The 25,586-nt window shown below is 72.7% G+C and carries 27 protein-coding genes; 17 read left to right on the forward strand and 10 right to left on the reverse strand.

Annotated features, from left to right (window positions below):
- Nucleotides 1-47 precede the first annotated feature (47 nt).
- The 3 genes from FBY23_RS06090 to FBY23_RS25885 all read left to right on the forward strand — a co-directional run bounded on the left by FBY23_RS06090 (nucleotide 48) and on the right by FBY23_RS25885 (nucleotide 2,317).
- A complete protein-coding gene (locus FBY23_RS06090; RefSeq protein ID WP_141797332.1) occupies nucleotides 48-824 on the forward strand; it encodes a DUF4143 domain-containing protein in 777 nt (258 codons plus the stop codon).
- Nucleotides 825-909: 85 nt separating this feature from the next.
- Nucleotides 910-2,076 (forward strand): nucleotide sugar dehydrogenase, encoded by a 1,167-nt coding sequence (locus tag FBY23_RS06095; RefSeq protein ID WP_141797333.1) that lies wholly within the window; start codon nucleotides 910-912, stop codon nucleotides 2,074-2,076.
- Between the two features lie 103 nt (nucleotides 2,077-2,179).
- Nucleotides 2,180-2,317 (forward strand): hypothetical protein, encoded by a 138-nt coding sequence (locus FBY23_RS25885; RefSeq protein WP_160158174.1) that lies wholly within the window; start codon nucleotides 2,180-2,182, stop codon nucleotides 2,315-2,317.
- A 54-nt stretch (nucleotides 2,318-2,371) separates the two neighbouring features.
- On the opposite strand, the gene FBY23_RS06100 is transcribed toward FBY23_RS25885, so the two are convergent.
- Together FBY23_RS06100 and cysC are read right to left on the reverse strand one after the other, a co-directional pair.
- Nucleotides 2,372-3,376 (reverse strand): sulfite exporter TauE/SafE family protein, encoded by a 1,005-nt coding sequence (locus FBY23_RS06100; RefSeq protein ID WP_141797334.1) that lies wholly within the window; start codon nucleotides 3,374-3,376, stop codon nucleotides 2,372-2,374.
- The gene (gene cysC / locus FBY23_RS06105; protein WP_141797335.1) at nucleotides 3,377-5,290 is read right to left on the reverse strand and encodes an adenylyl-sulfate kinase; all 1,914 of its coding nucleotides are present in this window, start codon (nucleotides 5,288-5,290) and stop codon (nucleotides 3,377-3,379) included.
- A gap of 149 nt (nucleotides 5,291-5,439) precedes the next feature.
- On the opposite strand from cysC, the gene FBY23_RS06110 reads away from it, so the two are divergent.
- Nucleotides 5,440-5,889 carry a helix-turn-helix domain-containing protein gene (locus FBY23_RS06110; protein ID WP_141797336.1) on the forward strand — a complete coding sequence of 150 codons (450 nt, stop codon included), beginning with the start codon at nucleotides 5,440-5,442 and terminating at the stop codon, nucleotides 5,887-5,889.
- 8 nt (nucleotides 5,890-5,897) lie between these two features.
- A complete protein-coding gene (locus FBY23_RS26310; RefSeq protein WP_186348222.1) occupies nucleotides 5,898-6,542 on the forward strand; it encodes a hypothetical protein in 645 nt (214 codons plus the stop codon).
- A 54-nt stretch (nucleotides 6,543-6,596) separates the two neighbouring features.
- Here FBY23_RS26310 and FBY23_RS06120 read toward each other — a convergent pair whose 3' ends face one another.
- Entirely contained in the window at nucleotides 6,597-7,037 is a 441-nt protein-coding gene (locus tag FBY23_RS06120; RefSeq protein ID WP_141797337.1) for a hypothetical protein, read from the reverse strand.
- Between the two features lie 206 nt (nucleotides 7,038-7,243).
- On the opposite strand from FBY23_RS06120, the gene FBY23_RS06125 reads away from it, so the two are divergent.
- On the forward strand, nucleotides 7,244-7,564 hold the full coding sequence (locus FBY23_RS06125; RefSeq protein WP_141797338.1) for a DUF2516 family protein: 321 nt from the start codon (nucleotides 7,244-7,246) through the stop codon (nucleotides 7,562-7,564).
- Nucleotides 7,565-7,568: 4 nt separating this feature from the next.
- Here the strand turns inward: FBY23_RS06125 and manA are convergent, their stop codons facing one another.
- Nucleotides 7,569-8,750 (reverse strand): mannose-6-phosphate isomerase, class I, encoded by a 1,182-nt coding sequence (gene manA, locus FBY23_RS06130; protein ID WP_160158175.1) that lies wholly within the window; start codon nucleotides 8,748-8,750, stop codon nucleotides 7,569-7,571.
- Between the two features lie 119 nt (nucleotides 8,751-8,869).
- Here manA and galE point away from each other — a divergent pair, with 119 nt between their 5' ends.
- Both galE and FBY23_RS06140 read left to right on the forward strand, forming a co-directional pair.
- Nucleotides 8,870-9,874, forward strand: a complete 1,005-nt coding sequence (gene galE / locus FBY23_RS06135; RefSeq protein WP_141797340.1) for a UDP-glucose 4-epimerase GalE — start codon at nucleotides 8,870-8,872, stop codon at nucleotides 9,872-9,874.
- Nucleotides 9,871-10,716, forward strand: coding sequence for an N-acetylmuramoyl-L-alanine amidase (locus FBY23_RS06140; protein ID WP_141797341.1), 846 nt, complete (start codon nucleotides 9,871-9,873; stop codon nucleotides 10,714-10,716). The genes galE and FBY23_RS06140 overlap by 4 nt, the downstream gene beginning before the upstream one ends.
- Nucleotides 10,717-10,755: 39 nt before the next feature.
- On the opposite strand, the gene FBY23_RS06145 is transcribed toward FBY23_RS06140, so the two are convergent.
- Complete coding sequence (locus FBY23_RS06145) at nucleotides 10,756-10,944, reverse strand: hypothetical protein (RefSeq protein ID WP_141797342.1); 189 nt, start codon at nucleotides 10,942-10,944, stop codon at nucleotides 10,756-10,758.
- Between the two features lie 117 nt (nucleotides 10,945-11,061).
- Between FBY23_RS06145 and FBY23_RS06150 the strand changes: the two genes are divergently transcribed.
- The 7 genes from FBY23_RS06150 to FBY23_RS06180 all read left to right on the forward strand — a co-directional run bounded on the left by FBY23_RS06150 (nucleotide 11,062) and on the right by FBY23_RS06180 (nucleotide 16,205).
- On the forward strand, nucleotides 11,062-12,009 hold the full coding sequence (locus tag FBY23_RS06150) for a glucosyl-3-phosphoglycerate synthase (RefSeq protein ID WP_141797343.1): 948 nt from the start codon (nucleotides 11,062-11,064) through the stop codon (nucleotides 12,007-12,009).
- Nucleotides 12,009-12,866 carry a dihydropteroate synthase gene (gene folP, locus FBY23_RS06155; RefSeq protein ID WP_222117742.1) on the forward strand — a complete coding sequence of 286 codons (858 nt, stop codon included), beginning with the start codon at nucleotides 12,009-12,011 and terminating at the stop codon, nucleotides 12,864-12,866. Before FBY23_RS06150 ends, folP begins: the two co-directional genes overlap by 1 nt.
- Entirely contained in the window at nucleotides 12,863-13,324 is a 462-nt protein-coding gene (locus FBY23_RS06160; protein WP_141797345.1) for a hypothetical protein, read from the forward strand. The genes folP and FBY23_RS06160 overlap by 4 nt, the downstream gene beginning before the upstream one ends.
- Nucleotides 13,321-13,890 (forward strand): rhomboid family intramembrane serine protease, encoded by a 570-nt coding sequence (locus FBY23_RS06165; RefSeq protein WP_222117743.1) that lies wholly within the window; start codon nucleotides 13,321-13,323, stop codon nucleotides 13,888-13,890. The genes FBY23_RS06160 and FBY23_RS06165 overlap by 4 nt, the downstream gene beginning before the upstream one ends.
- Nucleotides 13,887-14,267: a VanZ family protein gene (locus FBY23_RS06170; protein ID WP_141797346.1), complete on the forward strand. Its 381-nt coding sequence runs from the start codon at nucleotides 13,887-13,889 to the stop codon at nucleotides 14,265-14,267. Before FBY23_RS06165 ends, FBY23_RS06170 begins: the two co-directional genes overlap by 4 nt.
- Nucleotides 14,264-15,040 (forward strand): enoyl-CoA hydratase-related protein, encoded by a 777-nt coding sequence (locus tag FBY23_RS06175; RefSeq protein WP_141797347.1) that lies wholly within the window; start codon nucleotides 14,264-14,266, stop codon nucleotides 15,038-15,040. The genes FBY23_RS06170 and FBY23_RS06175 overlap by 4 nt, the downstream gene beginning before the upstream one ends.
- Nucleotides 15,041-15,176: 136 nt before the next feature.
- Nucleotides 15,177-16,205, forward strand: a complete 1,029-nt coding sequence (locus FBY23_RS06180; RefSeq protein WP_141797348.1) for a hypothetical protein — start codon at nucleotides 15,177-15,179, stop codon at nucleotides 16,203-16,205.
- Between the two features lie 64 nt (nucleotides 16,206-16,269).
- Here the strand turns inward: FBY23_RS06180 and FBY23_RS06185 are convergent, their stop codons facing one another.
- Genes FBY23_RS06185 through FBY23_RS06200 form a run of 4 tightly spaced genes read right to left on the reverse strand, consistent with a single transcriptional unit; the run spans nucleotide 16,270 to nucleotide 20,616 of the window.
- On the reverse strand, nucleotides 16,270-17,280 hold the full coding sequence (locus tag FBY23_RS06185) for a TIGR03617 family F420-dependent LLM class oxidoreductase (RefSeq protein ID WP_141797349.1): 1,011 nt from the start codon (nucleotides 17,278-17,280) through the stop codon (nucleotides 16,270-16,272).
- A 32-nt stretch (nucleotides 17,281-17,312) separates the two neighbouring features.
- On the reverse strand, nucleotides 17,313-17,735 hold the full coding sequence (locus FBY23_RS06190; protein WP_141797350.1) for a universal stress protein: 423 nt from the start codon (nucleotides 17,733-17,735) through the stop codon (nucleotides 17,313-17,315).
- Nucleotides 17,723-18,730, reverse strand: a complete 1,008-nt coding sequence (locus FBY23_RS06195; RefSeq protein WP_141797351.1) for a 2-oxoacid:ferredoxin oxidoreductase subunit beta — start codon at nucleotides 18,728-18,730, stop codon at nucleotides 17,723-17,725. The genes FBY23_RS06190 and FBY23_RS06195 overlap by 13 nt, the downstream gene beginning before the upstream one ends.
- Complete coding sequence (locus FBY23_RS06200; RefSeq protein ID WP_260805784.1) at nucleotides 18,727-20,616, reverse strand: 2-oxoacid:acceptor oxidoreductase subunit alpha; 1,890 nt, start codon at nucleotides 20,614-20,616, stop codon at nucleotides 18,727-18,729. Before FBY23_RS06200 ends, FBY23_RS06195 begins: the two co-directional genes overlap by 4 nt.
- 73 nt (nucleotides 20,617-20,689) lie before the next feature.
- Here FBY23_RS06200 and FBY23_RS06205 point away from each other — a divergent pair, with 73 nt between their 5' ends.
- Nucleotides 20,690-21,463 (forward strand): SDR family oxidoreductase, encoded by a 774-nt coding sequence (locus FBY23_RS06205; protein ID WP_141797353.1) that lies wholly within the window; start codon nucleotides 20,690-20,692, stop codon nucleotides 21,461-21,463.
- 11 nt (nucleotides 21,464-21,474) lie between these two features.
- Here the strand turns inward: FBY23_RS06205 and FBY23_RS06210 are convergent, their stop codons facing one another.
- Nucleotides 21,475-23,424, reverse strand: a complete 1,950-nt coding sequence (locus FBY23_RS06210) for an FAD-dependent oxidoreductase (RefSeq protein ID WP_222117744.1) — start codon at nucleotides 23,422-23,424, stop codon at nucleotides 21,475-21,477.
- Between the two features lie 94 nt (nucleotides 23,425-23,518).
- Here FBY23_RS06210 and FBY23_RS06215 point away from each other — a divergent pair, with 94 nt between their 5' ends.
- Complete coding sequence (locus tag FBY23_RS06215; RefSeq protein ID WP_222117745.1) at nucleotides 23,519-25,585, forward strand: acyl-CoA dehydrogenase family protein; 2,067 nt, start codon at nucleotides 23,519-23,521, stop codon at nucleotides 25,583-25,585.
- Nucleotide 25,586 lies beyond the last annotated feature (1 nt).

The following is a 25,586-nucleotide window of genomic DNA, read 5'->3' on the forward strand; positions in this document are numbered from 1 at the left end:
TAGACAAATCGACGAGTTTTGCGCGAGAAGTGTCTAGGGTCAGGTCCGTGGCCGCCGACTTCGTCGCCCGTCTGGGCTCCCGGGGAACCGTCCCCGGCGAGGTGCGGACCGCCTGGGACGTCGAGCGGTACGTCGCCGCGACCGCCCGCACCGTGACCGACGACGAGCTGCGGCGCATCACGCGGCGGGCGCGCGCGGTGCGTCGTACCGATCCCGGACGGCTGGACGCGCTGCTGGTCGCGCTGGCGGACCCCCCGATGGGCGAGCTCAACAAGGCCCGGCTGGGCGCCACGGCCGGGATACCGCCCACCACGCTGCAGCCGTACGTCGACGTGCTCGTCGAGATCGGGGTCCTCCGACTGCTGCCCGGAAGCCGGTCGGCGGCGGCCAAGCGGGCCATCGGCCGCCCCCAGGTGGTCTTCGACGACCCGGCCCTGGCCCGGCACCTCGCCGGCCGCACGCCCGCCGAGCTCGTCGCCTTCTCGGGCCGCAGCGACCTGGCGCCGCTGCTGCGCACGCTGGTCGCGGCCGAGCTGCTCCGGCAGCAGGAGACCAGCGCGGTCGAGCACCGGGTGGCCTACCTGCGCGAGCGCAACGGCCTCGAGGTCGATCTGGTCCTCGAGCTGCCCGACGACAGCCTCTACGGCATCGAGGTGCGCACCGCCGCGAGCCTGCGTCCCCACCAGTTCAGCTCGCTGCACGCGCTCGCCCGGCGCGCGGGTGGGCGGTTCCGGGGCGGCGTCGTGCTCAACACCGCGCATCGAGGACACGTGTACGGACCGCGGCTGTGGAGCCTGCCGATCGCCACCCTGTGGGACCAGTGAACGCCCCGACATTGGTCTCCTGACCGTCACCGGACCGTCACCCGCACACCCGCGTCCGTTCAGGGACCGCGCCCAGCCTCGAAGCATGAAGATCACCGTGGTGGGGGCCGGCTACGTCGGCCTGTCCAACGCCGTGCTGCTCGCGCAGCACAACGACGTGTGGGTCCTCGACGTCGACGCCGCCAGGGTCGAGGCCGTCAACGAGCGTCGCTCGCCGATCGTCGACCGCGAGCTCGAGGAGCACCTGCGCCGCCCCGAGCTCTCGCTGCGGGCGACCCGCGACGCGGGGGCGGCGTACGCCGACGCGTCGTACGTCATCGTCGCGACGCCGACGAACTACGACCCCGAGACCGACCGCTTCGACACCTCGACCGTCGAGCGCGTGACGAAGGCGGCGCTGGCGGCGAACCCGGCGGCGAGCGTGGTCGTCAAGTCGACCGTGCCGGTCGGCTACACCAACACCCTGCGCGAGAGCCACCCCGGCGCCTCGATCCTGTTCAGCCCGGAGTTCCTGCGCGAGGGCCGCGCGCTGCACGACAACCTGCACCCGTCGCGGATCGTGGTGGGCTCCGACACCGAGCCGGGCCGGCTGTTCGCCAAGCTGCTGCTCCAGGGCGCGGTCGAGGACGACGTCCCTGTGCTGTTCACCGGCTCCACGGAGGCCGAGGCGATCAAGCTGTTCGCCAACACCTACCTCGCGCTCCGGGTGGCGTACTTCAACGAGCTCGACACCTACGCCGCCACGCACGGCCTCGCGACCCGCCAGATCATCGAGGGCGTCGGCCTCGACCCGCGCATCGGCGGGCACTACAACAACCCGTCCTTCGGGTACGGCGGCTACTGCCTCCCGAAGGACACCCGCCAGCTGCAGGCCAACTACCGCGACGTCCCGCAGAACCTCATCAGCGCGATCGTCGATGCGAACACCACCCGCAAGGACTTCATCGCCGACGACGTCCTGCGCCGCGGCCCGAAGGTCGTCGGCATCCACCGGCTCACCATGAAGGCGGGCTCGGACAACTTCCGCGAGTCGGCCGTCCAGGGCGTGATGAAGCGGATCAAGGCCAAGGGCGTGAAGGTCGTCGTCTTCGAGCCCGAGCTCGACCAGAAGCGGTTCTTCGGATCCAAGGTGATCAAGGACCTCGAGACCTTCAAGGAGAAGGCCGACGTGATCATCGCGAACCGTCGTACCGACGCCCTCGACGACGTCGCGGACAAGGTCTACACGCGCGACGTCTACGGCCGCGACTAGGTCCAGCCCGGCCACCCGATGTGACTACGGGGTGTCCGCCGATCAGAGGACGGATCGGGCGGGGGCGCGGGGGTACCGTGGAGGCAGTTCTAGGGGGACTGCCATGGAGATGCTGATCGGAGTCGCGGGCGCGACGTGGGTCGCTGCCGCCGCCGTGTTCACGTTCGGGCTGGCGCGTGCCGCTGCCCACGAGCGGTCGTTCTTCGCCGAGGAGCACCGCCCGCTCGGCCTGGTCGGCTGATCCCGGAGGTTCGAGGCTCGTCGCTGGCGCTCCTCGCACCTCAACCGCCGCGGCTCAGGCGCGCGAGCGCCTCTTGTCGCGGCTGCTGCCGAAGGACTCGATCTCGGCGACGGTCGGCGCGCCGAACATCGGCATCCCGAGCCGCTTGCGCAGCAGGCCCCACACGAACGGCACCAGGACCAGCATCGCGACGCCGATCGCGGCGACCAGTACGGCCTCCAGGGTCTCGTGGCCCTCGCCGAACGGGTGCAGGCCGGCCTTGAACAGCAGGGCCACGCCCGACATGGTCAGCACGATCACGATGCCGCGCCGGATGAACGACTGAGGCACCCGCGGCGCGAGCCGGGACCCGAGCAGGGTGCCGGGGACCGAGCCGACGACCAGCGGGATGACGAGGTCCCACTCGAGGCCGTGGATGGCGATGTTGGCCAGCGCGGCGCTGAGCACCAGCGGCACGGCCTGGACCAGGTCGGTCCCGACCAGGCGCACCGCCGACAGACCCGGGTAGAGCATGAGCAGCGCGATCATGATGACCGAGCCCGAGCCGACGCTGGTGACACCGACGAGCAGGCCGCCCAGCATGCCGACGAGCAGCGTCGCGACCGGCCGGATCCGCGGGTTGTCCTCGGGCAGCGCGCCGCCCCGGCGTACCCGCTTGAGGTTGATGTAGAGGCGCAGGGCGTACGTCGACGCGGCGAACAGCAGCGCGATGCCGATGCAGAGCTTGAGCGTGTTCTCCAGATCGCTCGGGTCCTCGGTGACCGCCTTGACCAGCCACGGCCCGACGAAGGCCATCGGGACCGAGCCGAGGATCAGCCAGCCCGCCAGGCGCAGGTTCGGCGATCCCTCCTTGGCGTGGGTGAGCGCGCCGCCCGTCTTGTAGACCGCCGCCGCGGTCAGGTCGGCGGTCACGATCGACGCCGTGTGGCCGACCCCCAGGAAGATCAGCGCGGGCGTCATCAGCGCGCCGCCGCCCATCCCGGTCAGCCCGACGACGATGCCGACGAGGAAGCCGGCGGCCGCGATGGAGAGCGCGGTCAGGGTGAGGAGATCGTCCACTTACAGCTCGCCTGTCTGTGCGGTGGTCGGGTCCGCCGGCGGGAGCGCCAGGCGGCGCAGCACGGCCAGGAGGAGGGCGTCGATCTGGTCGGCCGAGACCTCCGCCGCCGCCTTGCCCCGCCGGTAGGGGTCGCGGATGTCGTGGTGCTCGGCGGTCCCCGCCCGGCGGTGGCCGACGGCGGTCACCAGCTCGGCTCCGTGGAGGTCGGCGTCGACCCGCTCGACCGACTCGGCGAACTGGGCGAGCGTGAACGCCTTGCGGAACGCGCCCGGCACCTCCTCGAGCACGAACTGCCGGTGCGAGGCCTCGGCGGTCAGCACCAGGTCGGCGGCCTCGATCAGGTCGTCGCTCAGCGGCCGGCTGGCGAAGCCGTTGAGCAGCTCGGCGCTCACCCCGCGCTCGGCGAGCACCTCGGCCATGGTGCGGTCGACGCGGTGCGCGTTGAAGCCGTGGGTGCCGGCGCTGGCGAACTCGATGCCGCTGTCGCTGCCGGCCAGGGTCCGCGAGCGGAGCTCCATGTACGGCGAGCGGCAGATGTTCGCCGTACAGACGAAGAGCACCCGCAGCGGGCGGGTCCCGCCGGCCGCGGTCCGGGCGCCGGTCGGCTCGTCGTCGGCGGCCTCGGTGACGGCGTCGGGGCCGGCGGCCACGATCTCCGCGATCTCGGGCTCCGGCGCGGCGGGCGGCTCCGGCGCGGCGGGCGGCTCGGCAGCGGTGAGGTCGACGTACCCGGCCGCGCGCAGCGCCAGCACGACATCCTCGAGGGCCTCCTCGATCGTGCGGCCGGTGGTGTCGACGCGTACGTCGGCGTCGTCCGGCTCCTCGTAGGGCGAGGAGATGCCGGTGAACTCGGGGATCTCGCCGCGGCGCGCCTTGGCGTACAGGCCCTTGCGGTCGCGGCGCTCGCACTCCTCGAGCGGCGTCGCGACGTGGACGAGGAAGAACGCGCCGCCGGCCTGGTCGACCATCGCGCGCACCTGCCGGCGGGTCTCGTCGAAGGGGGCGATCGGGCTGCAGACCGCGATCCCGCCGTGGCGGGAGATCTCGGCGGCCACCCAGCCGATCCGGCGGATGTTGGTCTCGCGGTCCTCCTTGGAGAAGGTGAGACCCGCGGACAGGTTGCGGCGCACGACATCGCCGTCGAGGCTGGTCAGGGTCCGGCCGCCGTGCTCGAGCAGGCGGTCCATCAGCGCCTGGGCGAGGGTCGACTTGCCGCTGCCCGACAGGCCCGTGAAGAACAGCACCAGGCCCTGCCGGTCGAGGCGTGGGCGCTCCGCCTCGGCGATGTCGGCGAGGCCGGGGAGGAGGTGGCCGCCGTACGCGAGCTCGACGACCGGGTCGGTGTCGGCGTACGACGTCAGCACGGAGATGCGCAGCGCCGGGTCGGCGAGCGAGGCATGGTCGGCCAGCGGTACGGCGACCACCGCGGCGTCGATCGCCTCCGCGACCCGCAGTGTCGCGCGGAGCAGCCCGACCGGGCTGACCGCCGGGGTGCCGGCGCCGACGAGCGCGAGCAGCACGACCGGGCCGAGCCCGCGCAGCTGCTCGACCTGGACGTCGGTCATCAGGTCGGTGACGGGGACGAAGGTGCGCCCGGCGTACTGCTCCCGCACGGCGGCGGGCGAGAGGTGCAGGCGGCGGAACGGGCCGAACTGGGCGTGCGTCAGGGGCGTCACGGCGAGGCCGCGCAGCACGCTGGAGACCCGGGCGAGGGGCAGTCCCTCGGGGTCGACCAGCTCGACCTCGTTGCCCTCGTCGAGATGCGTGAGGAGCTCGTCGGGCAGCGAGAGCGTGAGCGGGCTGCCCGGCTCGTTGTACCCGCGGATCGGGTCGGCCGCTCCGGACGTCAGCAGCTCGAGGTCGTCGAGCTCGCGCTGCGTCGGGCAGTGCTGGGGCAGGGGCGGGCGTGACACACGGGTGATCGTACAGAGTCGAGTGAGTTGATCCGATTTGAACAGTGAAAGGTGGGACCGGCCTGCTCGCGAGTGGGCAAAGAGCTTGTGAACGAGTTCACGCCCCAGGTGCTTGCACTCTGCTAACTATTGCTAGCACCATGGTGACCATGGCCAAGGGCAAGGTGGGGAAGACCGTCGGGTCGCTCGGTGACTACCTCAAGGAGCAGCGGGTGTCCGCCCGTCTCTCCTTGCGGCAGCTCGCCGACCAGGCGGGCGTCTCCAACCCGTACCTGAGCCAGATCGAGCGAGGGCTCCGCAAGCCGTCGGCCGAGGTGCTGCAGCAGATCGCCAAGGCCCTGCGGATCTCCGCCGAGCAGCTCTACATCAGGGCCGGGATCCTCAGCCCTGATGACGGCGTGGGGGGATCGGTCGAGCTCGCGATCGTGAGCGACACCGGTCTCACCGAGCGACAGAAGCAGTCGCTCCTCGATGTCTACGCATCGTTCCTCGCGCTCAACGCGGCCGACACGGATGGCTCCGCCGCGGCCGCAGTGGCGCAGGAGGACGCGCCGACCAACACCGAGACGGACTCTGACGCCGTCGCCAACGAAGGGTGAAACCAGCAATGCCGAAGCTCGAGCTCCCGAAGATCGAGATCCCGACCATCGACCTCAAGAAGGTCGACCTCCCCGAGATCCCCGCGGCTGCCGCGAAGCCGATCTACGCCGGCGTCGGTGTGATCGACCTCGCCGTCGAGGAGGTCAAGACCTACGTCGCCGACGTGCAGGCCAAGGCCATCGCCTACGTCGCCGACGTGCAGAAGGACGTCACCGCCCGCGTCAGCGAGGTGCAGAGCACGGTCAAGGGCTTCGAGCTCCCCGAGCCCAAGAGCCTGCAGGGCAAGGCCGTCGCCACCTTCGCCGAGCGCCGCACCCAGGCCGAGGCCCGCATCGCCGGCATCCAGGCCGACGCCAAGGCCCTCCCGGCCAAGGTCCAGAGCAGCGTCAAGGGTGCGTACGACGAGAACGTCGCCACCGCCACCGCGCTCTACGCCGACCTCGCCAAGCGCGGCGAGGGCGTCGTCGTGAAGCTGCGCACCGGCGAGGCCCCCAAGGCCGCTGCCCCGGCCACGAAGGCTCCCGCCGCGAAGAAGGCCCCCGCCAAGAAGGCGCCGGCTGCGAAGAAGGCCGCTCCGGCCAAGAAGGCCCCGGCCAAGAAGGCTCCCGCCGCCAAGAAGGCCCCGGCCAAGAAGGCCACCCCGGCCAGCTGAACCGGTCGAGCACGAACGGCCCCGAGGCGACTGCCTCGGGGCCGTTCTGCACGTTCAGGCCGAGCGTTGCCCGATCAGGTGCCCCTTGACCAGGGTCATGTCGGACTCCAGGGCTCCGAGCCGGTGGCCGACGTCGCTGAACCTCGCCTCCATCAGCTCGACGGAGCGGTCGAAGCGGTCGTCGATCTTGGTGTCGAGGGCGGCGAACCGGGCGTCCATCTTCGACTCGAGATCCCCGAACCGGGCGTCCACGGCGGCGAACCGGGCGTCCATCTTCGACTCGATATCCCCGAACCGCGCGTCCACGGCGGCGAACCGGGCGTCCACGGCGGCGAACCGGGTGCTCATCGTGGACTCGAGCGCGTCGGTACGGAGGTCCTGGCGGTCGAACCTGGCCAGCATCTCGCGTCGGAGCGAGCCGATCGACCACTGCTGAACGCCCAGCATGATGCTGGCGAACACTGCGATCAGCGTCCACACCTGCGGTTCGTTCACGGGGCTCACCTCGTCATTGTGCGTCGGTGGCGCCAGCCTGTCATCCAGGCGCGTCCCGGGCGCTCGGTGGGCGAGTCGCCTGTGGAGGAGCGGCGGTGGCAGCGGGGCTGGGGACGACCGTCGGCGCGGCGGGGTGCTGTGGAGGCCGGTGGGACTGGCGGGAATCGCGATGTCGCCGTGGTGGAGGCGCCAACTACGCTGGGGCCATGAGCGATGCCTTCGTCCCCCCGCTGCCGTCCTGGCTCGGCGCGGGAGCCGACATCGAGGCGTGGATCTTCGTCGGCGTCTCGTTCGCGCTGCTCGCCATCAAGATCTTCGCCTTCGTCAGCGCCATCCTGTACTCCGCGGAGTCGTACTCCGCCGCCGACAAGATGTCCAAGGCCGCCTGGTGCGCGATCCTCGGCGTGGGCCTGCTGATCCAGGTCGTGCCGGTGCCGCTGAGCCTGGTCAACCTGGCGCTGCTGGTCGCGGCGCTGGTCTACCTCGCCGACGTCCGCCCGGCGCTCGCCGGCCTGCGGCGCCGCTGACCGATCAGAGCAGGTCGAACAGCAGGCCCCGGGTGTCGGTGGCCGGTACGAACGCCTGGGCGATCTCGCCCGTGCCGGCGACCCGCAGCTCGCCGTCGCCGTCGTCGGCGTACGCCACGTCGCCGCGGCGCAGGCGGAGCACCTCGTCGCGCCGGTTGGCCAGGGCCACCTCGCCGCCGGTGCAGACCAGCAGCCGCGGGCCCGAGGCCGGGAGTACGACGCCCGCCGGGTCGGCCGGCGAGCTCTGGGTGACCGACAGCGCGAAGTCGTCGCTCGGGCTGAACACGTCGGTGGAGTAGTTGAAGACGATCGGCTCGACGCGGGCCGCCCGCGAGGTGCCCTCCTCGAGGCAGCGGACGAGGCCGTGCGGGTCGACGTGCTTGGTGGTGAGCCCGGCGCGCAGCACGTTGTCGGAGGACACCATCACCTCCAGGCACATCCCGCGCAGGTGGGCGTGGATGATCCCCGTCGCGAGGTACGCCGCCTCGCCGGCCTGCAGCGTGAGCCGGTTCATCAGCAGGGAGATGAGGACGCCCACGTCGCCGGGGTAGGACTCGGAGAGCTCGACCGCGGTCTCGAAGGCGCGCTTGACGTCGCGGCCGGCGTCGAGCGCCTTCTGGCAGGCCTGGGCGACCTCGGACACGACCGCCGCGTCCGGCGGCGCCGCGAGCAGACCCTCGATCAGCCGCACGATGCCCGGGAAGCCGCTGTTCTCGACCAGGCCGGCCATCAGGTCATCGGCGAGCGGGTGGTCCAGCGCGTCGAGCAGCCGCATGATCTCGGACGTACGGCGCAGCCCGACCAGGGTGTCGAAGGTCGACAGCGCGTAGACCATCTCCGGCTTGGGGTGCGGGTCCTTGAAGACCCGCTCGGGCGCGTCGATCGCGATCCCGGCCTGCTCCTCGGCCGCGAACCCGGCGGCGGCGCGGAGGGCGTCGGGGTGCACCTGGATCGACAGCGGCCGGTCCGCGGCGAGCACCTTGAGCATGAACCCCAGCTCGCCGGAGACCTCGGTCAGCGGCCGCGTGGCGCCGGATGTGTCGACCACCCGGGCGGCGCCGAGCGGGTGCGTGCCGACCCACACCTCGGCGATGCGCCGTCCGTCGGCATCGCGGCGCAGGAACCCCGGGATGGCGTCGGCGGAGCCCCAGTCGTAGGACCGGGTGGCGCAGTCGAGCGCGAGCAAGGAGACCTCCTGGGGGAGCGGCGGACACGAGGACTTTACTGGCGGGTCACGAACGGCGCCGTGCATCGCCCGATCCCGGGCGTCCCGGTCCTCAGTAGGGTCCTCAGTAGGGTCGGGGCATGAAGGTTCTCGTGACCGGCGGCGCCGGCTACCTCGGATCGATCACGGCGAAGGCGCTCGAGCAGGCCGGGCACACGCCGGTGGTCCTCGACTCGCTGCTGAGCGGCCCGCGGGCCTACGTCGGGGACCGGATCTTCTACGAGGGCGACGTCGCCGACCGGGCGCTGCTGCGCCGGATCGTCGCCGAGCACCCCGACCTCGACGCCACCGTGCACATGGCGGCGCGGATCGTCGTACCGGAGTCGGTCGAGCTGCCTTATGAGTACTACCGCGACAACGTCGCCAAGTCGCTGGAGATGTTCGACGAGCTCACCGCGCTGGGCAAGCCGCGGATCCTCTTCTCCTCGACGGCCTCGCTGTACGCGCTCACGCCGCGGTTCGAGGTGACCGAGGAGGACGCGGTCGCACCGACCTCGCCGTACGCCCGCACCAAGCGGATGATGGAGCAGGTCCTCGAGGACCTCGCGAAGGCCACCGACCTGCGGGCGATCATCCTGCGCTACTTCAACCCGATCGGCGCCGACCCCGACCTGACGACCGGCTACCACCTGCGCGACGCGACGCACGTGGTGCCGCTGATGGCGCAGACCGCGCTCGGCTACCGCGAGAGCTTCACGCTGACCGGCACCGAGCACCCGACCCGCGACGGCACCGGCATCCGCGACTACATCCACGTGTGGGACCTGGCTCGCGCGCACGTGCGGGCGATCGAGGAGTTCGACGCCGTGCTGGAGAAGGTGGGGGCGCCGTCCACCTACATCAACCTCGGCTCCGGCGACGGCGTGACGGTGCGCGAGCTGCTCGCGGCCGTCGAGCGGGTGGTCGGGAAGCCGGTGCCCGTGGTCGAGGCGCCGGCCCGGCCGGGCGACGCCGCCGGCGCGTACGCCAACGCGGACAAGGCCCTCGAGCTTCTGGGCTGGAGGACCGAGTTGTCGCTCGACGAGGCGATCGCCTCCGCGCTGGCGTGGGGGGAGAAGCGGAAGGACGTGCTGGGGTACGCGTGAGCCCCCGCGCCGCCGTCCTGCTCGCCGTCGCCGTCCTGGCGGCGGGATGCACGGCGGACGACCCGGGAGGTACGTCGGCCGCGTCGTCGCCGGTGCCCAGCGCGCCGGCCGCTTCGTCGACCGCGTCGGCCCCGCCCCCGACGGCTCCGGCCGCACCGGTCCAGCCGCTCGCGGGGCACGTCGTCGTCCTCGACCCGGGTCACCAGCTGGGCAACGCCCGCTTCCCGTCGCAGGTCAACCGCCGCGTCGACGCGGGCGGGTTCGACAAGGCGTGCAACACGACGGGGACCTCGACCGACGACGGGTACCCGGAGGCGACCTTCACCTGGCAGGTGGCGGTGGAGGTACGCCGCCGGCTGCGCGCCCTCGGCGCGCGGGTGGTGCTGACCCGCGACGACAACTCCGCCGACGACTGGGGACCGTGCATCGACGAGCGGGGCCGGATCGGCAACCCGGGGGAGCCGGGGCCGACCGCGGACGTGCGGATCAGCCTGCATGCCGACGGCAACCGGTCCTCGACCGCGCACGGGTTCCACGTCATCCGGCCCGGCGAGCGGGCCGGATGGACCGACGACGTCGTCGCCCCCTCCGAGCGGCTGGCGGTGGCGCTGCGCGACGCGCTCGTCGGTGCCGGGTTCACCCCGTCGACGTACCTCGGCGAGGACGGCATCGACGTCCGCACCGATCTCGGCACCCTCAACCACTCCGACGTCCCGGTGGTGATGGCCGAGCTCGGCAACATGCGCGACGACCGCGACGCGTCGGTCATGGAGAGCGACGCGGGACGGCGGCGCTACGCGCGGGCCGTGGTCACGGCGGTCCGCGGGTTCCTCGGGGTCTGAGGGGTCTGAGGGGTCTGAGAGGATCCGGCGGGGTCGGGATCAGTCGCGGGCGTGCCTCCCGAGCTGGGGCGCGGCGAGGGGTGGCGCGGGCATCCGGGCCGGGCCCTCGGTCGACGGCGTGGGGACGCGGCGCCTCGGGCGGCGGGTGTGCCGCTCGATGTGCGGGCAGCCGCGCGGCCCGTGCTTGAGCACGCAGCGCACCTTGCGTCGGAAACGGCGAAACGACATGACCAACTCCAGGGGGGAGGGAGCACCCACATTTCCCGAGACCCCTCGACAGTAACACCGGGCTCAGGGCTTGGGGAGGCGATCGGGCCCTCGAAAGAGCGGGGTAGGTTGGCCGGCATGGGCATCCGGGCGGGCCACTGGGACGACTGGGCCCTCGAGGGGCTGCTGGGGCAGAAGGCGACGACAGGTCAGCGGGTCAGCCTCGTCGTGCCCGCCCGCAACGAGGCCGCCACGGTGGGCGCCGTCGTGTCCCGGGTCCGGGCGGCCCTGATGGACACCGTCTCCCTCGTCGACGAGGTGGTCGTGATCGACAGCGACTCCGTCGACGACACCTACGCCGTCGCCGAGTCCGCCGGTGCGCGGGTGCACCGCTCCGCCGAGATCCGCCCCGACCTCGGCACCCACCCCGGCAAGGGCGAGGCGATGTGGAAGTCGCTGTTCGTGACGTCGGGCGACCTCGTGGTCTTCATGGACGCCGACCTGCACGACTGGGACACCCACTTCGTGCCCGGCCTCCTCGGCCCGCTGCTGCACGACCCCGAGGTGCAGCTGGTCAAGGGCTTCTACGACCGGCCCGGCGCCGACGGCCCGCTCGAGGGCGGGCGGGTCACCGAGCTGGTCGCGCGGCCGCTGATCGCGCTGCTGTTCCCCGCGCTCGGTGGGCTCGTGCAGCCGCTGGCGGGCGAGTGGGCCGTACGACGTTCCTGGTTCGCCGGGCTCTCGGTCCCGACGGGCTACGCGGTCGAGCTGGCCGCGCTCGTCGACACCGTGCGGGCCGCCGGTCCCTCGGCGATCGCGCAGGTCGACCTCGGCGTACGCGCACACCGGCACCAGGCGCTGCGCGACCTCGGCGGCATGGCCACCCAAATCCTCGCCGCTGCCCTGTCTCGTGCGGGTGTGACGGCACCCCATGCGAATTGGTCGGCAAATGCCGCAGTTGACGACCAGAACGTAGGGGGTGCGGCGCATCAGGAGGCGGTGCTGCGACAGTACCTGCGCGGGCTCGAGCCGGTGGAGCGCGTCGTACCGACCCTCGAGCGACCGGCGGCGGAGGCGTACCTGTGATGAAGCTCGGACGGCACGGGTTCGGAGACGACGAGGCGCTGATGATGGCGATCGTCAACCGGACGCCGGACTCGTTCTTCGACAAGGGCGCGACCTGGGCCGAGGACGCCGCGTTCGCGCGGGTCGCCGAGGTGGTCGCCCAGGGCGCGGAGATCGTCGACATCGGCGGCATCAAGGCCGCGCCCGGCGTCGAGATCTCCGCGGCCGAGGAGAAGGACCGGGTCGTCGACTTCGTCGCCCGGGTGCGCTCGGCCTACCCGGACCTGGTCATCTCGGTCGACACCTGGCGCGCGGAGGTCGGCGCGGCGGTGTGCGCGGCCGGCGCCGACGTCCTCAACGACGCGTGGGGCGGCGCGGACCCCGAGCTGGTCGACGTCGCGGCGGAGTACGACGCCGCGATCGTCTGCACCCACACCGGCGGTGTGACGCCGCGGACCCGCCCCTACCGGATCGAGTACGACGACGTGGTCGCCGCCGCGATCGCCGACACCGTCGCGTATGCCTCGCGGGCGCTGGAGGCCGGCGTGGCCCGCGAGTCGATCGTGATCGACCCGGCCCACGACTTCGGCAAGAACACCTTCCACTCCCTCGAGGTCACCCGCCGGCTGGGGGAGATGGTCGCGACCGGCTGGCCGGTGCTGGTGTCGCTGTCCAACAAGGACTTCGTCGGCGAGACCCTCGGCCTCGAGGTGGGCGAGCGGCTGCTCGGCACGCTGGCCGCCACCTCGGTCTGCGCGCTCGCCGGCGCCCGGATCTATCGGGTCCACCAGGTCGTCGAGACCCGGCAGACCGTCGACATGGTGTGGTCGATCGCCGGGCGACGACCGCCGCTGCGCGCGATCAGGGGCCTGCAGTGATCGCGCTCGTACCGGGCGTCCCGGCCCTGCTGCCGTCGTACGCGTCGCTGGAGGATCCCGTCGCCGGGTTGCGCGCGGCCTGCCTGGGTGCGGTGGCTGCGCTGGGGCCTCGGGTCCGGGTGGTCGCGTCGGGGCCCACCGGTGCGCGAGTCGCGCAGGCACTGGCGGCCGCCGTCGGTTCCGAGGTGGTCGCCGAGGAGGAGACCGGTGTCCTGGTGGTCGGCAACGGCTCGGCCAAGCGCACCGAGAGGGCGCCCGGGCACTTCGACGAACGGGCAGAGGCCTTCGACGCCTCGCTGCGGGAGTCCTTCGACGGCATCGACGCCGCCCTGGCCGACGACCTGTGGGCCGACACCGCCTGCCTGGCCGGGTTGCCGCCGTTGGCCGAGGCCGAGGTGACCTACGACGACGCGCCGTTCGGGGTGCAGTACTGGGTCGCGACCTGGGACGGCGCGTGAGCGACCTCCGGGCCCGGCCCGGTTGGCAGCTCGCCGCGATAGGGGCGGTCGGCTTCGTCGTACTCCTGTGGGGGATCGAGGCCGTCGACGTCGCGGCCTCGCACCGCCTCGACGGCTGGGGGATCCGCCCGCGGTCGGGCGAGGGCCTGCTCGGGATCCTCGCGGCGCCGCTGCTGCACGGCGGATGGGGGCACCTCAGTGCGAACACCGTGCCTGCGCTGGTGCTCGGCTTCCTCACGCTCGCCACCGGCATCGGCCGCGGGCTCGCCGCCACCGCGATCATCTGGCTGCTCGGCGGCCTCGCGGTGTGGCTGGTCGCGGGCAGCAGCTCGGTGCACCTCGGTGCGTCGGGACTGATCTTCGGGTGGCTGACGTACCTGGTCGTGCAGGGCTTCGTGGACCGCGAGCCGCTCGAGATCGTGGTCGGGCTCGGCGTGCTGGTCGTGTACGGCGGCGTGCTGTGGGGCGTGCTGCCCGGCACACCCGGCGTGTCCTGGCAGGGGCACCTGTTCGGTGCGGTGGCGGGCGTGGTGGCGGCCTTCGTCGTACGTGAGCGGTCGGCGTGAAGGCGCTGCGCCTGCCCTGGCTGTGGCTGGGGATCTGGCTGCTGCTGGTGCTCGCGGTGATCGTCCTCTCGCTGGGCTCGCCGCCGCCGGCGCCGGACGTGCCGGCCAGCGACAAGTGGCAGCACCTCGTGGTCTACGGGCTGCTGTCCCTGACCGCGGTGCAGCTGTTCCGCCCCGGCCGGCCGCTGCTCGCCGCGGCAGCGGCGTTGGTGCTGCTCGGCATCGGGCTCGAGGTCGCGCAGGGCACGCTCACCACCGACCGGATGATGGACTGGCGCGACGCCGTCGCCAACACGATCGGCGTCGGGCTCGGGCTCCTCACCAGCCGGACGCGGCTGCGGGACGCGCTGCTGGTCGCCGTACCCTCCCGATCGTGACTGCACACGACATCCTGATCGAGCGTGACCGTCCTGGCGTGGTCGAGGTGACCTTCGACCGCCCCGAGCGGCGCAACGCCTTCACCAAGGCGATGTACGGCGCGATGCGCGAGCTGTGGCTCGAGCTGGCCGAGGACCGGTCGGTGCGGGTCGTCGTACTGCGGGGCGCGGGCGGCAAGGCGTTCGCCGCCGGCAACGAGATCTCCGACTTCCTCGAGGCCGACGCGGTCGAGTACGAGACCTGGATCCGCGAGATGCTCGAGGGCCTGTTCGCGCTCCCGCAGGTCACCATCGCCGCCATCGACGGCGTCTGCGTCGGCGGCGGGCTCGCCGTTGCCACGAACTGCGACCTGCGGGTCGCCACCTCGGCCTCCCGCTTCGGCTACCCGATCGCGCGGACCCTCGGCAATGCCCTGTCCTCGCCGGTCCTCTACCGCTGTGCCGAGGTCTTCGGCGAGTCCCTGACCCGCGAGATGCTGCTCGCCTCGCGTCTGGTCACCGCCGACCGCGCGTACGCCGCCGGCGCGATCCTCGCGGAGGTCGCCGACCGCGATGAGCTGGATGCCGAGGTGGCTGCGCTGGTCGACGGGATCCTCCAGGCCTCGCCCGTGACCCTGCGGGTCACCAAGCAGCAGCTGCGCCGCCGTGCCTCGATCACCGAGACCGCGCCGGCGGACGAGGAGCCGCTGCTGCGCGAGGTCTACGGCGGGCCGGACTTCGCCGAGGGGGTCCGGGCGTTCCTGGCGAAGGAGAAGCCGGCGTTCCGCGGTTGAGGTCTGGACCGCGCCCCCTACGAATTGGTCGTGATTCTGGGTAGATCGCAACCAATTCGTAGGGGGCGCGGCGACGGTGTGAGGAGCCTGTGGAGAGAGCCCGGCGCCTGCACGCACGACGGTGCATCCTCGCCCGATGGATCTCCTCCTCACCCGGCCGGGACTGGTGGCGCCGGTGCCGGTCGACCCGTCGGGCCTGGCCGGCCCGACCCGCGGTCAGGCGCGCGGGCCCCGATGGCGTGCGGCGTCGACGAACCGATTCGTACCGATCGAGGTCGACCCGACACTGGTCGACCAGCGAATCGTCGAAGCGATCGCGGGGGCGCCGGACCGGGCAGCCGTGACCGGATGGGCCGGCCTGCGGTGGCGCGGAGCCGAGTACTTCGACGGGTACGACTCCCGGATGCAACCCCGTCCGGTCCCGATCGCCGTGGGCGACCGCAAGCCGCTGCGCTCGCGGGAGGGAGTCGAGCTGCGCTTCGGCTGGCTCCTCGAGAACGACGTCGTCGCGGTCGACGGGCTGCCCGTCACCCGGCCGGAACGCTCGGTGTTCGACGACGTGTGCCGAGCCGGCAGCCTGGAACAGGCCGTGCAGATCGTCTCGATGGCCTGCCGCTCCGACATGGTGAGTCTCGATGAGCTGCTCTCCTACCGATGCCTGCTCGGCAGTCGGCAGTTCACAGCACGCTTCACCGACGCGATCGCCTTGTCCGACGAGAATCTGTGGTCGCCCCTCGAGGCGACCATGTTGCTGCTCTGGGTGGGGCGCGGATTCCGGCGGCCGTTGTGCAACCGGCCGATCTTCGACCTCGCTGGCAACCACGTGGTGACGCCCGACCTGTTCGACCCGATCGCGGGTGTTGCCGGGGAGTACGACGGAGTGGTCCACAGCCGGTTGAGGGTCCAGCGTCGCGACGTCGACCGAGACGCCTGCTACCGCGACCTCGACCTCGAGGTGGTGACCATGGTGTCGGACGACCTGCGGGACACGAGCTCCTTCGAGCGGCGACTCGCGTCGGCGTACCGACGGGTGGCGGAGCGGCCGCGGCGCCGGGACTGGACCATCGACCTCCCTGACGGCTGGATCGACACCTCGACGGTGTCAGCACGCCGAGCGTTGACGGAGGCGGATCGGCGGCGCTTGTCTGCTCGGCGCCTCGGCTGAACTGCGCCCCCTACGTTCTGGTCGCGAAATCGCCCTGATGGCGACCAATTCGTAGGGGGTGCCGTCAACCCAGCGACCCGGCCAGCGCGGCGACCTGGTCGGCCGGCGGGTCGTAGCCCGGGAAGTAGCAGCACACGCGCTCGACGCCGGGGACGTCGCCGAAGCGGCGGTGGAGCTCGGCGGCGCACTCCTCCGGTGTGCCGGCGACGGCGAGGGTGGCGAGCATGGTGTCGTCGACGAGCGCGGTCATGGTGGCCACGTCGCCGGTCTTGGAGAGGCGGTTGAGCTCGGGTTGGAGGTCGCCCCATCCTTCGACCTCGAGGACGGGGCGGTACGCCGGCGTGGAGCCGTAGAACGCGAGCAGGGATCGGACGCCCGCTCGTGCGGCCATCACCTCGGCCTCCGTGCGGCCCATCGCCACGATGGCCTGGGGGTGCACGGCGAGGTCCGTGGCGGACCGGCCGGCGAGCGAGAGGCCGGCGGCGACGGCGGGCAGGGTGCGCTCGCGGAAGTGGCGGTGGCTGTGGAAGGGCATGACCAGCAGGCCGTCGGCGACCTCGGCGGCGGTGCGGGTCATCAGCGGGCCGAGGGCGCCGAGGAGGACCGGTGGGGGACCGTAGGGGTTCGGGCCGGGGACGAAGGTCGGCGGCATCAGCGTGTGGGTGGTGTGCTCGCCGCGGAAGTCGAGCCGCTCTCCGCTCTGCCAGGAATGCAGGATCGCCTTGACCGCACCGACGATCTCGCGCATCCGCGCGGCGGGCGGCGACCAGCGGGCGCCGTACCTCTTCTCGATGTGGGGCTGGATCTGTGAGCCCAGGCCGAGCCGGAAGCGGCCTCCCGACATCAGCTGCAGGTCCCACGCGGTGTGCGCCAGGTGCATCGGGGAGCGCGGCATCGCGATCGCGACGTTGGTCATCAGGTCGGCGTCGACCTGCCCGGCCACCGCGGCGAGGGGGAGGAAGACGTCGTGCGGCCCCTCGAACGTGAACAGGCCGGCGGCGCCGGCGTCCACCAGCTCGCGGGCGCGGGACCGCACCCGGTCGGGAGGGGCGTCGAGCTGCAGGTCGAGGAGCACGCGGCCATTCAAGCGTGCGGCGGTGATCCGCGTCAGCCGGTGTTGACGATGTAGACGTCGCAGCTCGCGTGGTGCGCGACGGCGGCGGCCACGCTGCCCAGCACCCGGGCGATGCCCTGCACCCGACGGTTGCCGACCACGATGAGGGACGCGTCGAGGCGCTCCGCCTCCGCCAGGAGCACGTCGGCCGGTCGGCCGTGCACGCCCGCGCTGGTGACCTGGGGGACGACCTCGGCGAGCCGGGAGGCCGTCCGGGCGGCGATGTCGGCGCTCTCGGCGGAGATCGAGACCGCGTGGGTGCCCTCGCCGTCGGTGATCTCGGCCGACTGCTCGCGAACGAAGCCGCACACGACGTGCAGGCCGGCGCCGGTCGCGGCGGCGAGCCGGGCCGCGGTGTCGGCCGCGCGCTCGGCGCGCTCGTTGCCGTCGACTCCGACGACGATCAGCTCGGGCATGGTTCCTCCTGGGAATCGGTGGGGTCGGTCGGGTCGGGTGTGGCGGACGGGCCGGGAACGGTCCAGGTGTCGCCGCTGTCGAGCAGGTCCTGCAGCCTGCCCCGGCCGTGGGCGGTGACGGCGTCGGCGAGCTGGGACCGGGTCAGGTCGTCGTACGTCGGGCGCTCGACCTGGCGGAAGACGCCGATCGGCACCGCCTCGGCCTCGTCCATGCGGGACAGCGCGAACTGGCGAGTGGGGCTGACCTCCGTGGGGTCGTGCTGCCAGGTCCGGCCCTCGACGGTGACCTCGAGTCCCGGCTCGAGGCGGACCAGCCGCTGCGCGGCCTGGGGGCCCTTGAGGCCCTCGAACGCGCCGTCGTTGAAGATCGGGCAGTTCTGGTAGATCTCGACGAGGCTGGTGCCGCGGTGGGCGGCTGCGGCGGCGAGGACGGTGGTGAGGTGCTTGCGGTCGGAGTCGATGGTGCGGGCCACGAAGGTGGCTTCGGCGCCGAGGGCGAGCGAGACCGGGTTGAAGGGGTGGTCGAGGGAGCCGACGGGGGTGGACTTGGTGACCTTGCCGACTTCGCTGGTGGGGGAGTACTGGCCCTTGGTGAGGCCGTAGATGCGGTTGTTGAACAGCAGGATCGTCATGTTGACGTTGCGGCGCAGGGCGTGGATGAGGTGGTTGCCGCCGATGGAGAGTGCGTCGCCGTCGCCGGTGACGACCCAGACCGAGAGGTCTTCGCGGGCGGTGGCGATGCCGGTCGCGATGGAGGGTGCGCGGCCGTGGATCGAGTGCATGCCGTAGGTGTCGAGGTAGTAGGGGAAGCGCGAGCTGCAGCCGATGCCGGAGACGAAGACGATGTTCTCGCGGCGTAGTCCGAGGTCGGGCAGGAAGGACTGGACGGCCTTGAGGACGGCGTAGTCGCCGCAGCCGGGGCACCAGCGGACCTCCTGGTCGCTGGAGAAGTCCTTCGCGGTCAGGGTCGGGGCGGGCAGGTCGACGGTCGTCATGCGGTCGGCTCCGGGGTGTCGGTGACGTGGGCGAGCAGCTCCACGGACAGCGCCTCGGCGCCGAACGGGAGGCCGCGCACCGTCGTGATCGGGCGGACGTCGACGAGGTACTCGGCGCGCAGCAACCGGCTCAGCTGGCCGAGGTTCATCTCCGGGCAGACCACGCGGTCGTAGCGGCGCAGGATCTCGCCGAGGTCGTTGGGGAACGGGTTGAGGTGGCGAAGGTGCACCTGCGCGACCCGGTGGCCGGCAGCGCGGACCCGGCGGCAGGCCGCACCGATCGGACCGTACGTCGACCCCCAGCCGATCACCAGGACCTCGGCCGCGCCGGACGGGTCGTCGACCTCGAGCGGCGGCAGGGAGTCGGCGATCCGCTGCACCTTCGCCTGCCGCAGTCGCACCATCCGGTCGTGGTTGTCCGGGTCGTAGGAGATGTTCCCGTGGCCGGTCTCGACGGTGCCCGCCTTCTCCAGCCCGCCGATGCGGTGCTCGAGCCCGGGAGTGCCTGGGACCGCCCACGGTCGGGCGAGGGTCTCCTCGTCGCGCAGGTAGGGCCAGAAGTCGGCCGTACCGTCGCCCCTGTCGTGGTTCGGCTCGGTCGCGAAGCCCGGCTCGATCGGTGGCAGGCTCGCGACGTCGGGGATCGCCCAGGGCTCCGACCCGTTCGCGAGGTAGCCGTCGGACAGCAGCATCACCGGGGTGCGGTAGGTGATCGCGATCCGGGCGGCCTCGATCGCGGCGGCGAAGCAGTCGGTCGGCGACTGGGCCGCGATCACCGGCATCGGCGACTCGCCGTTGCGCCCGTGCAGCGCCTGGAGCAGGTCGGACTGCTCGGTCTTGGTCGGCAGGCCGGTCGACGGGCCGCCGCGCTGCACGTCCACCACGACGAGGGGCAGCTCGGTCATCACCGCCAGGCCCATCGCCTCCGACTTCAGCGCCACTCCCGGCCCCGAGGTCGCGGTCACGCCGAGGGTCCCGGCGAAGGAGGCGCCGACGGCGGCGCCGATCGCGGCGATCTCGTCCTCGGCCTGGAAGGTGGCGATGCCGAAGCTCTTGTGCTTCGACAGCTCGTGGAGGATGTCGGAGGCCGGGGTGATCGGGTACGCGCCGAGCAGGACCGGGAGTCCGCTCAGCTCGCCGGCAGCCACGAGGCCGTACGACAGTGCCGTGTTGCCCGTGATGTTGCGGTAGCGACCGGCCGCGACAGGAGCCGGCTTCACGACGTACGACACGGCGAAGGCCTCGGTCGTCTCGCCGAAGTTCCACCCCGCCCGCAGGGCCGCGACGTTCGCGTCACGGATGGTCGGCCTGCCCGCGAACTTCGCCGCGAGGTGCTCCTCGCTGCCGGCGACGTCGCGCCCGTAGAGCCAGGAGACCAGGCCCAGGGCGAACATGTTCTTCGACCGGGCGGCGTCCTTGCGCGAGAGGCCGAACTCCTTGACGGCCTCGACCGACATGCCGGTGAGGTCGAGCGCGTGCACCGCGAACTCGGCCAGGGAGCCGTCGTCGAGCGGGCTGGCGTCGTAGCCGACCTTGTCGAGGTTGCGCCTGGTGAAGTCGTGGGTGTCGACGATGATCGTCGCTCCCCGCGGCAGGTCGCCCAGGTTGGCCCTGAGGGCCGCCGGGTTCATCGCCACCAGGACGTCCGGCCGGTCTCCGGGCGTGAGGATGTCGTAGTTGGCGAAGTGCAGCTGGAAGCTGCTGACGCCCGGGATCGTGCCCTGCGGCGCACGGATCTCCGCTGGGAAGTTCGGCAGTGTCGAGAGGTCGTTGCCGAAGACCGCGGCCTCCTGGGTGAAGCGGTCGCCGGTCAGCTGCATGCCGTCGCCGGAGTCGCCCGCGAAGCGGATGACGACGCGATCGAGCTCGGTCACGGTGGAGGCCACGGTGCTCCTATCTCTGATAATGATTCCAATGTAATGTGGCGGTTTGGAGAGTGTCAATCGAGGAGGAGCCCCCATGCAGCACAGCCCGTCGGTCGCCCTGGTCACCGGAGGTGCGCGCGGCATCGGAGCCGCCCTCGCCGAGCAGGTCGTCGCCCGCGGTGGCCAGGTCGTGGTGGCCGACCTGGACGAGCGCGCGGGACTCGCGCTGGTCGAGCGGCTGCGCGGCGGGGCCCGGTTCGTCCGGTGCGACGTGACCGACGAGGGCCAGGTCGCGGCGGCGGTCGACACCGCCGCCGCGCTCGGTCCGGTGGACGCGGTCTTCGCCAATGCGGGCGTCGTCGGCGTGACCGGCAGGATCGAGGACACGACCCTCGCCGACTTCCGCCGTACGACGGACCTGCTGCTCGCCAGCGTCTTCCTCACCGTGAAGCACGCCGTCCGGGTGATGCGGCCTCGTGGGCGCGGCGCGATCGTGTGCACCGCGAGCGTGGCAAGCGTCCGCGGAGGCCTCGGGCCGCACGCCTACACCGCCGCGAAGCACGCCGTGAAGGGCCTGGTCGAGTCGGTCGCGGTCGAGGTCGCGCCGTACGGCCTGCGGATCAACGCGGTCGCACCCGGCGGGACCGTCAGCTCGCTGTCCGCCGGCCTGATGGGCGACGTCGACGACCTCGCCACGCCCTACCGGCGGCTGGCGGCGGCCTCCTCCAGCGGCGTGCCGACCACGGCGGCCGACGTCGCCGACGCGGCGCTCTTCCTCGCCGACGCGGCCCGGGTCAACGGTGCCTGCCTGGTCGTCGACGGTGGCGACGACGTGCTGGCGAGCAAGGGGCGGTCGTACTACGGCTGACGGTCAGGCGGTCAGAGGGTCAGCGCCAGCTCCCGCGCCTGCTTGGTGGCGAACACCAGCCGGCGCGGCGCGTAGGCGTCGCCGAGGAGGTCGGCCGCGATGCCGCGTTCGCGCAGCTCGTCGTGCAGCGTCGTCGCGGGGACCGCGCCGCACGAGAGCACCACACTGTCGACGCCGTCGAGCACGTGGGTGCGACCGGAGTGGACGTGACGCAGGGTGACCCGGCCGGGCTCGATCAGGCTCGGCTGCTCGGACGCGCGCAGTGTGACGCTGCCCGCGTCGAGGCGGCCGAGGATCGAGCCGAGCAGGTAGCGGCTGACCAGCGGGGCCGGTCCCGTGGTCCCGTGGACGACGGTGACCCGGTGGCCGCGCTCGGCGAGGAAGTCGGCGAGCGAGAGGGGCGGCAGGTGGTCGTCCTGGGCGACGACCAGCACGTGCTCGCCGAGCTCCGGCGGATCGGCGAGCACGTCGGCGCCGGTGTGGACGTGCGGCAGGTCGGCGCCCGGGATCGCGGGCCGGCGGGGGACCGCGCCGGTGGCGACGACCACCCGGTCGGCGCCGTACGACGCCACGTCGTCGGCCGTGGCCGTGCGGCCGGTCACGACCTCCACCCCGGCGGCGGCGAGGCGCCGCTCCTGCCAGGCGAGGTAGGCGAGGTGGTCGTCGTGGAGCGGGGCGCGAGCGGCGATGCGGAGCTGGCCACCGAGGGCGTCCCGCTGTTCCCACAGCGTGACCCGGTGGCCGCGCTCGGCGGCGAGGCCCGCGAGCTCCATGCCGGCCGGTCCGCCGCCGACGACCAGGACGCGGTACGTCGACCCGGCCTGCTGCGACGCGTCGTCGGCCTCCTTGCCCGCCTCGGGGTTGACCGCGCAGGAGAACGGCGTGCCCTCGACGATGCGCCGGCTGATGCACTCGTTGCCGCCCACGCACGGCCGGATGTCGTCGGTGCGCCCGGTCCGCGCCTTCACCAGCAGCTGCCCGTCGGCGATGATCGCGCGCGCCATGCCCACGAGGTCCGCGTGGCCGGCCGCCAGCAGGTCCTCGGCCACCTGCGGGCCGGTGACCCGGCCGGTGTAGACGACCGGGAGGCCGACGGCCGCCTTGACCCGTCCGGCCAGGTCCGACCACGCGGCCGGGCGGTGGTGGTGGGACTGGATGTAGCTCGGGTTGCCCCACGGGCTGCCGATCGCGCAGCTGAGGTAGTCGACGAGCCCACTCGCCTCCAGCGCCTGCGCGATGGCGACCGCGCCGTCCGGGCCGTCGATGCCGTAGCCGCCGGGCTCCTCCTCGCGCAGGTTCAGGCGGACGCCGACCACCCGGTCCGGGCCCAGGGCGGCGCGCACCGCGGCCAGGATGCGCAGCGGGAACCGGAGCCGCCCGGCCAGGTCGCCGCCGTACTCGTCGTCGCGGTGGTTGGTCAGCGGCGAGAGGAAGTACTCGAGCATGTCGTCGTGGTTGAGGTGCAGCTCGACGCCGTCGGCGCCGGCGGCCGCGACCTGGTGCGCGCCGTGTGCGTACTCCTCGACGAACCAGTCGATCTCGTCCCGGGTCAGGGCGTGCGGCACCTGGTTGACGACCGGGCCGCTCGGCACCGGGGAGGCGCCGTGCGGCATGCCGCCCTGGAGGATCATCTGGACGGTGAGGACCGTGTCGTCCGCGTGCAGGATCCCGGCCAGCCGGCCGACGCGGTCCAGGAAGTAGGGCTGTCGGAAGTGACCGTCGTACTGGGCTCCGACGCCGGTCGGCTCGAACCCGGGGGCCAGGTGGTTGCGCACGTGCGCGGAGACGCCGTCGACCCAGCCGGCCGAGGTGCGCGCGGCCCAGTAGCCGAGATGCCGCTCTGCCTCCGCGTCGGTGCCCCAGAGGCTGGACACGACGTGAGCGTGTGGCGGCAGCACCACCCGGTTCTTCACGGTGAGACCGCCGATCCCGATCGGCGAGAACAGGTGCGGGAAGGTCATGCTCGGCTCCCTCTGACGTGGACGCGGTCCTGTGACGACGTTCATGACTATGGTATTCATAGATAGGATCGACGAGACAAGGGACGGTGCAGCAGTGACCGACGTGCAGGACTTCCAGGAAGCCGTCGCCGGAGCGCTCGACGGGGTCTGGCCGGCCGCCGTCGACGCCGCGCTCGCCGACGGTCCCGGCGGCGCGCAGGTCGCGGAGGTCGCCGCCCAGCAGGGTTGGTACCAGCTCGGGCCGGAGGGCGCCGTCGACTACCTCCTCGCCGCGATCCGCACCCTCGGCCGCCGGGCCTGTCCGCTGCCGTTGGCCGACGCGTACGTCGCCGCCCTGCTGCTGCCCGAGCTCGCCGACGCCGTCGGCGCGGGCGAGATCCGCCCCGTGGTCGCCCTCGGCGGCGACGCGGGCCCCCTGATCGTCGACGACGCCGGCACGGCCTCCCACGTGCTCGTCGTCGACACCTCCTCCGGCGCCGTACGCCTGCAGGCCGTCGAGCGGGCCGAGCCCGCCGACGGCCTGGCGCGGCCCGCCTGGCGCCGGGTCATGCCCGGGGGCGTGGTCGCCGAGCGGACCGCGGACGCAGCGGAGCTCGCGGAGGCCGTCGCCGTGCTGCGGATCGCCACCGCCGCCCGGGCCGTCGCCGCCGCCGGCCGCGCGCACGACCTGGCCGTCGAGCACGCGAAGGCACGCCGGCAGTTCGGCCGGCTGATCGGCGGCTTCGGGGCCGTGCAGCAGCGGGTGGCAGCCTGCCAGATCGACCTGTCGGCCAGCGACGCCCTGCTCGACGAGGCCGTCGAGGCCCTGCTGGCGGGCCGCGCCGACGCGCCCCTCGCCGCGGCGCTGGCCGCCCGGCACGCGGCCACCGCCGCCCCGCGGATCCTCGCCGGCGCCCAGCACACGCTCGGCGCGGTCGGCTTCTTCGAGGAGCACGACGCGTCGTGGCTGTTCCGCCGGGTCCACACCGACCGGACCCACCTCGGGCACGGCCTGCTCGACGAGCGTCGTACCGACGGCGTCGCCGCGCGGCTGCTCGCAGGGGAGGGACTGCCCCACTTCCACCTGGGCGACCGGGCCGAGGCGTTCCGGGCCGAGGTGCGCGACCTGCTCGACCGGCACCGCGCCGGCGAGGGGTACGACGTCGAGGCGCTGCGCCGCGAGATGGACGAGGAGGCGCTGTTCGCCCTCAACTGGCCCGACGAGCACGGCGGACGCGCGGTCTCCGTCGAGGAGCAGGTCGTCCTCCACGAGGAGATGAAGTACGCCGGCGGTCCGGTGGACCGTGCGATGAGCGCGACCATGCTGATCGGGCACTCCCTCCTGCGGCACGGGACGCCGGAGCAGAAGGCGCAGTTCCTGCCGCTGCTCCACGCCGGCGAGATGGCCTTCTGCCTCGGCTACTCCGAGCCGGAGGCCGGCTCGGACCTCGCGTCGCTGCGCACCCGGGCCGTCCGCGACGGCGACGGCTGGGTGATCGACGGCCAGAAGCTGTGGACCACCCGGGGCCACACCGCCACCCACGTCTGGCTTGCCGTGCGCACCGACCCCGACGCGACTCCCCGCCATGCCGGCATCACGATCTTCCTGGTGCCGATGGACACCCCCGGCATCACCGTGCAGCAGCACGTCGCGCTGTCCGGGGAGATCTCGTGCACCGTCTTCTACGACGCGGTGCGGGTGCCGGACACCGCCCGGGTCGGCGAGGTCGACGGCGGGTGGAAGGTGATCACCGACGCCCTCGCCGCCGAACGCGTCGTGATGGGCGGCGTCGCCGCCACGCTGCGCCGCCACTTCGACGAGACGGTGGCCGAGCTGCGGGCCCGGGTCGCGGCCGGCGGCGACGTCGACGCGCTCGACCGCGACCGCCTGGGCTGGGTCGCCGCGCGGCTGCAGGCCGCACGGGCTCTCGTGCTGCGGGCGACCCGGTCGATGGACGGCACCGGCGACGCCCGGATCGCCGGGCCGATGGCCGCCGTGCTCAGCGGCGACCTCGCCGAGGAGCTCGGGCGCACCTGCCTCGACGTCCTCGGCCCGCAGGCCGCCCTCGCGGGACGGTACGACGCCGCGCTGCGCGTCGCGCCGATGTACGTCATCGGCGGCGGAACCAACGACATCCAACGCGGCATCATCGCGCGCGGCCTCGGCCTGCCGCGCGAGTGAC

This window comes from Nocardioides sp. SLBN-35, from assembly GCF_006715725.1.
GTDB lineage: Bacteria > Actinomycetota > Actinomycetes > Propionibacteriales > Nocardioidaceae > Nocardioides.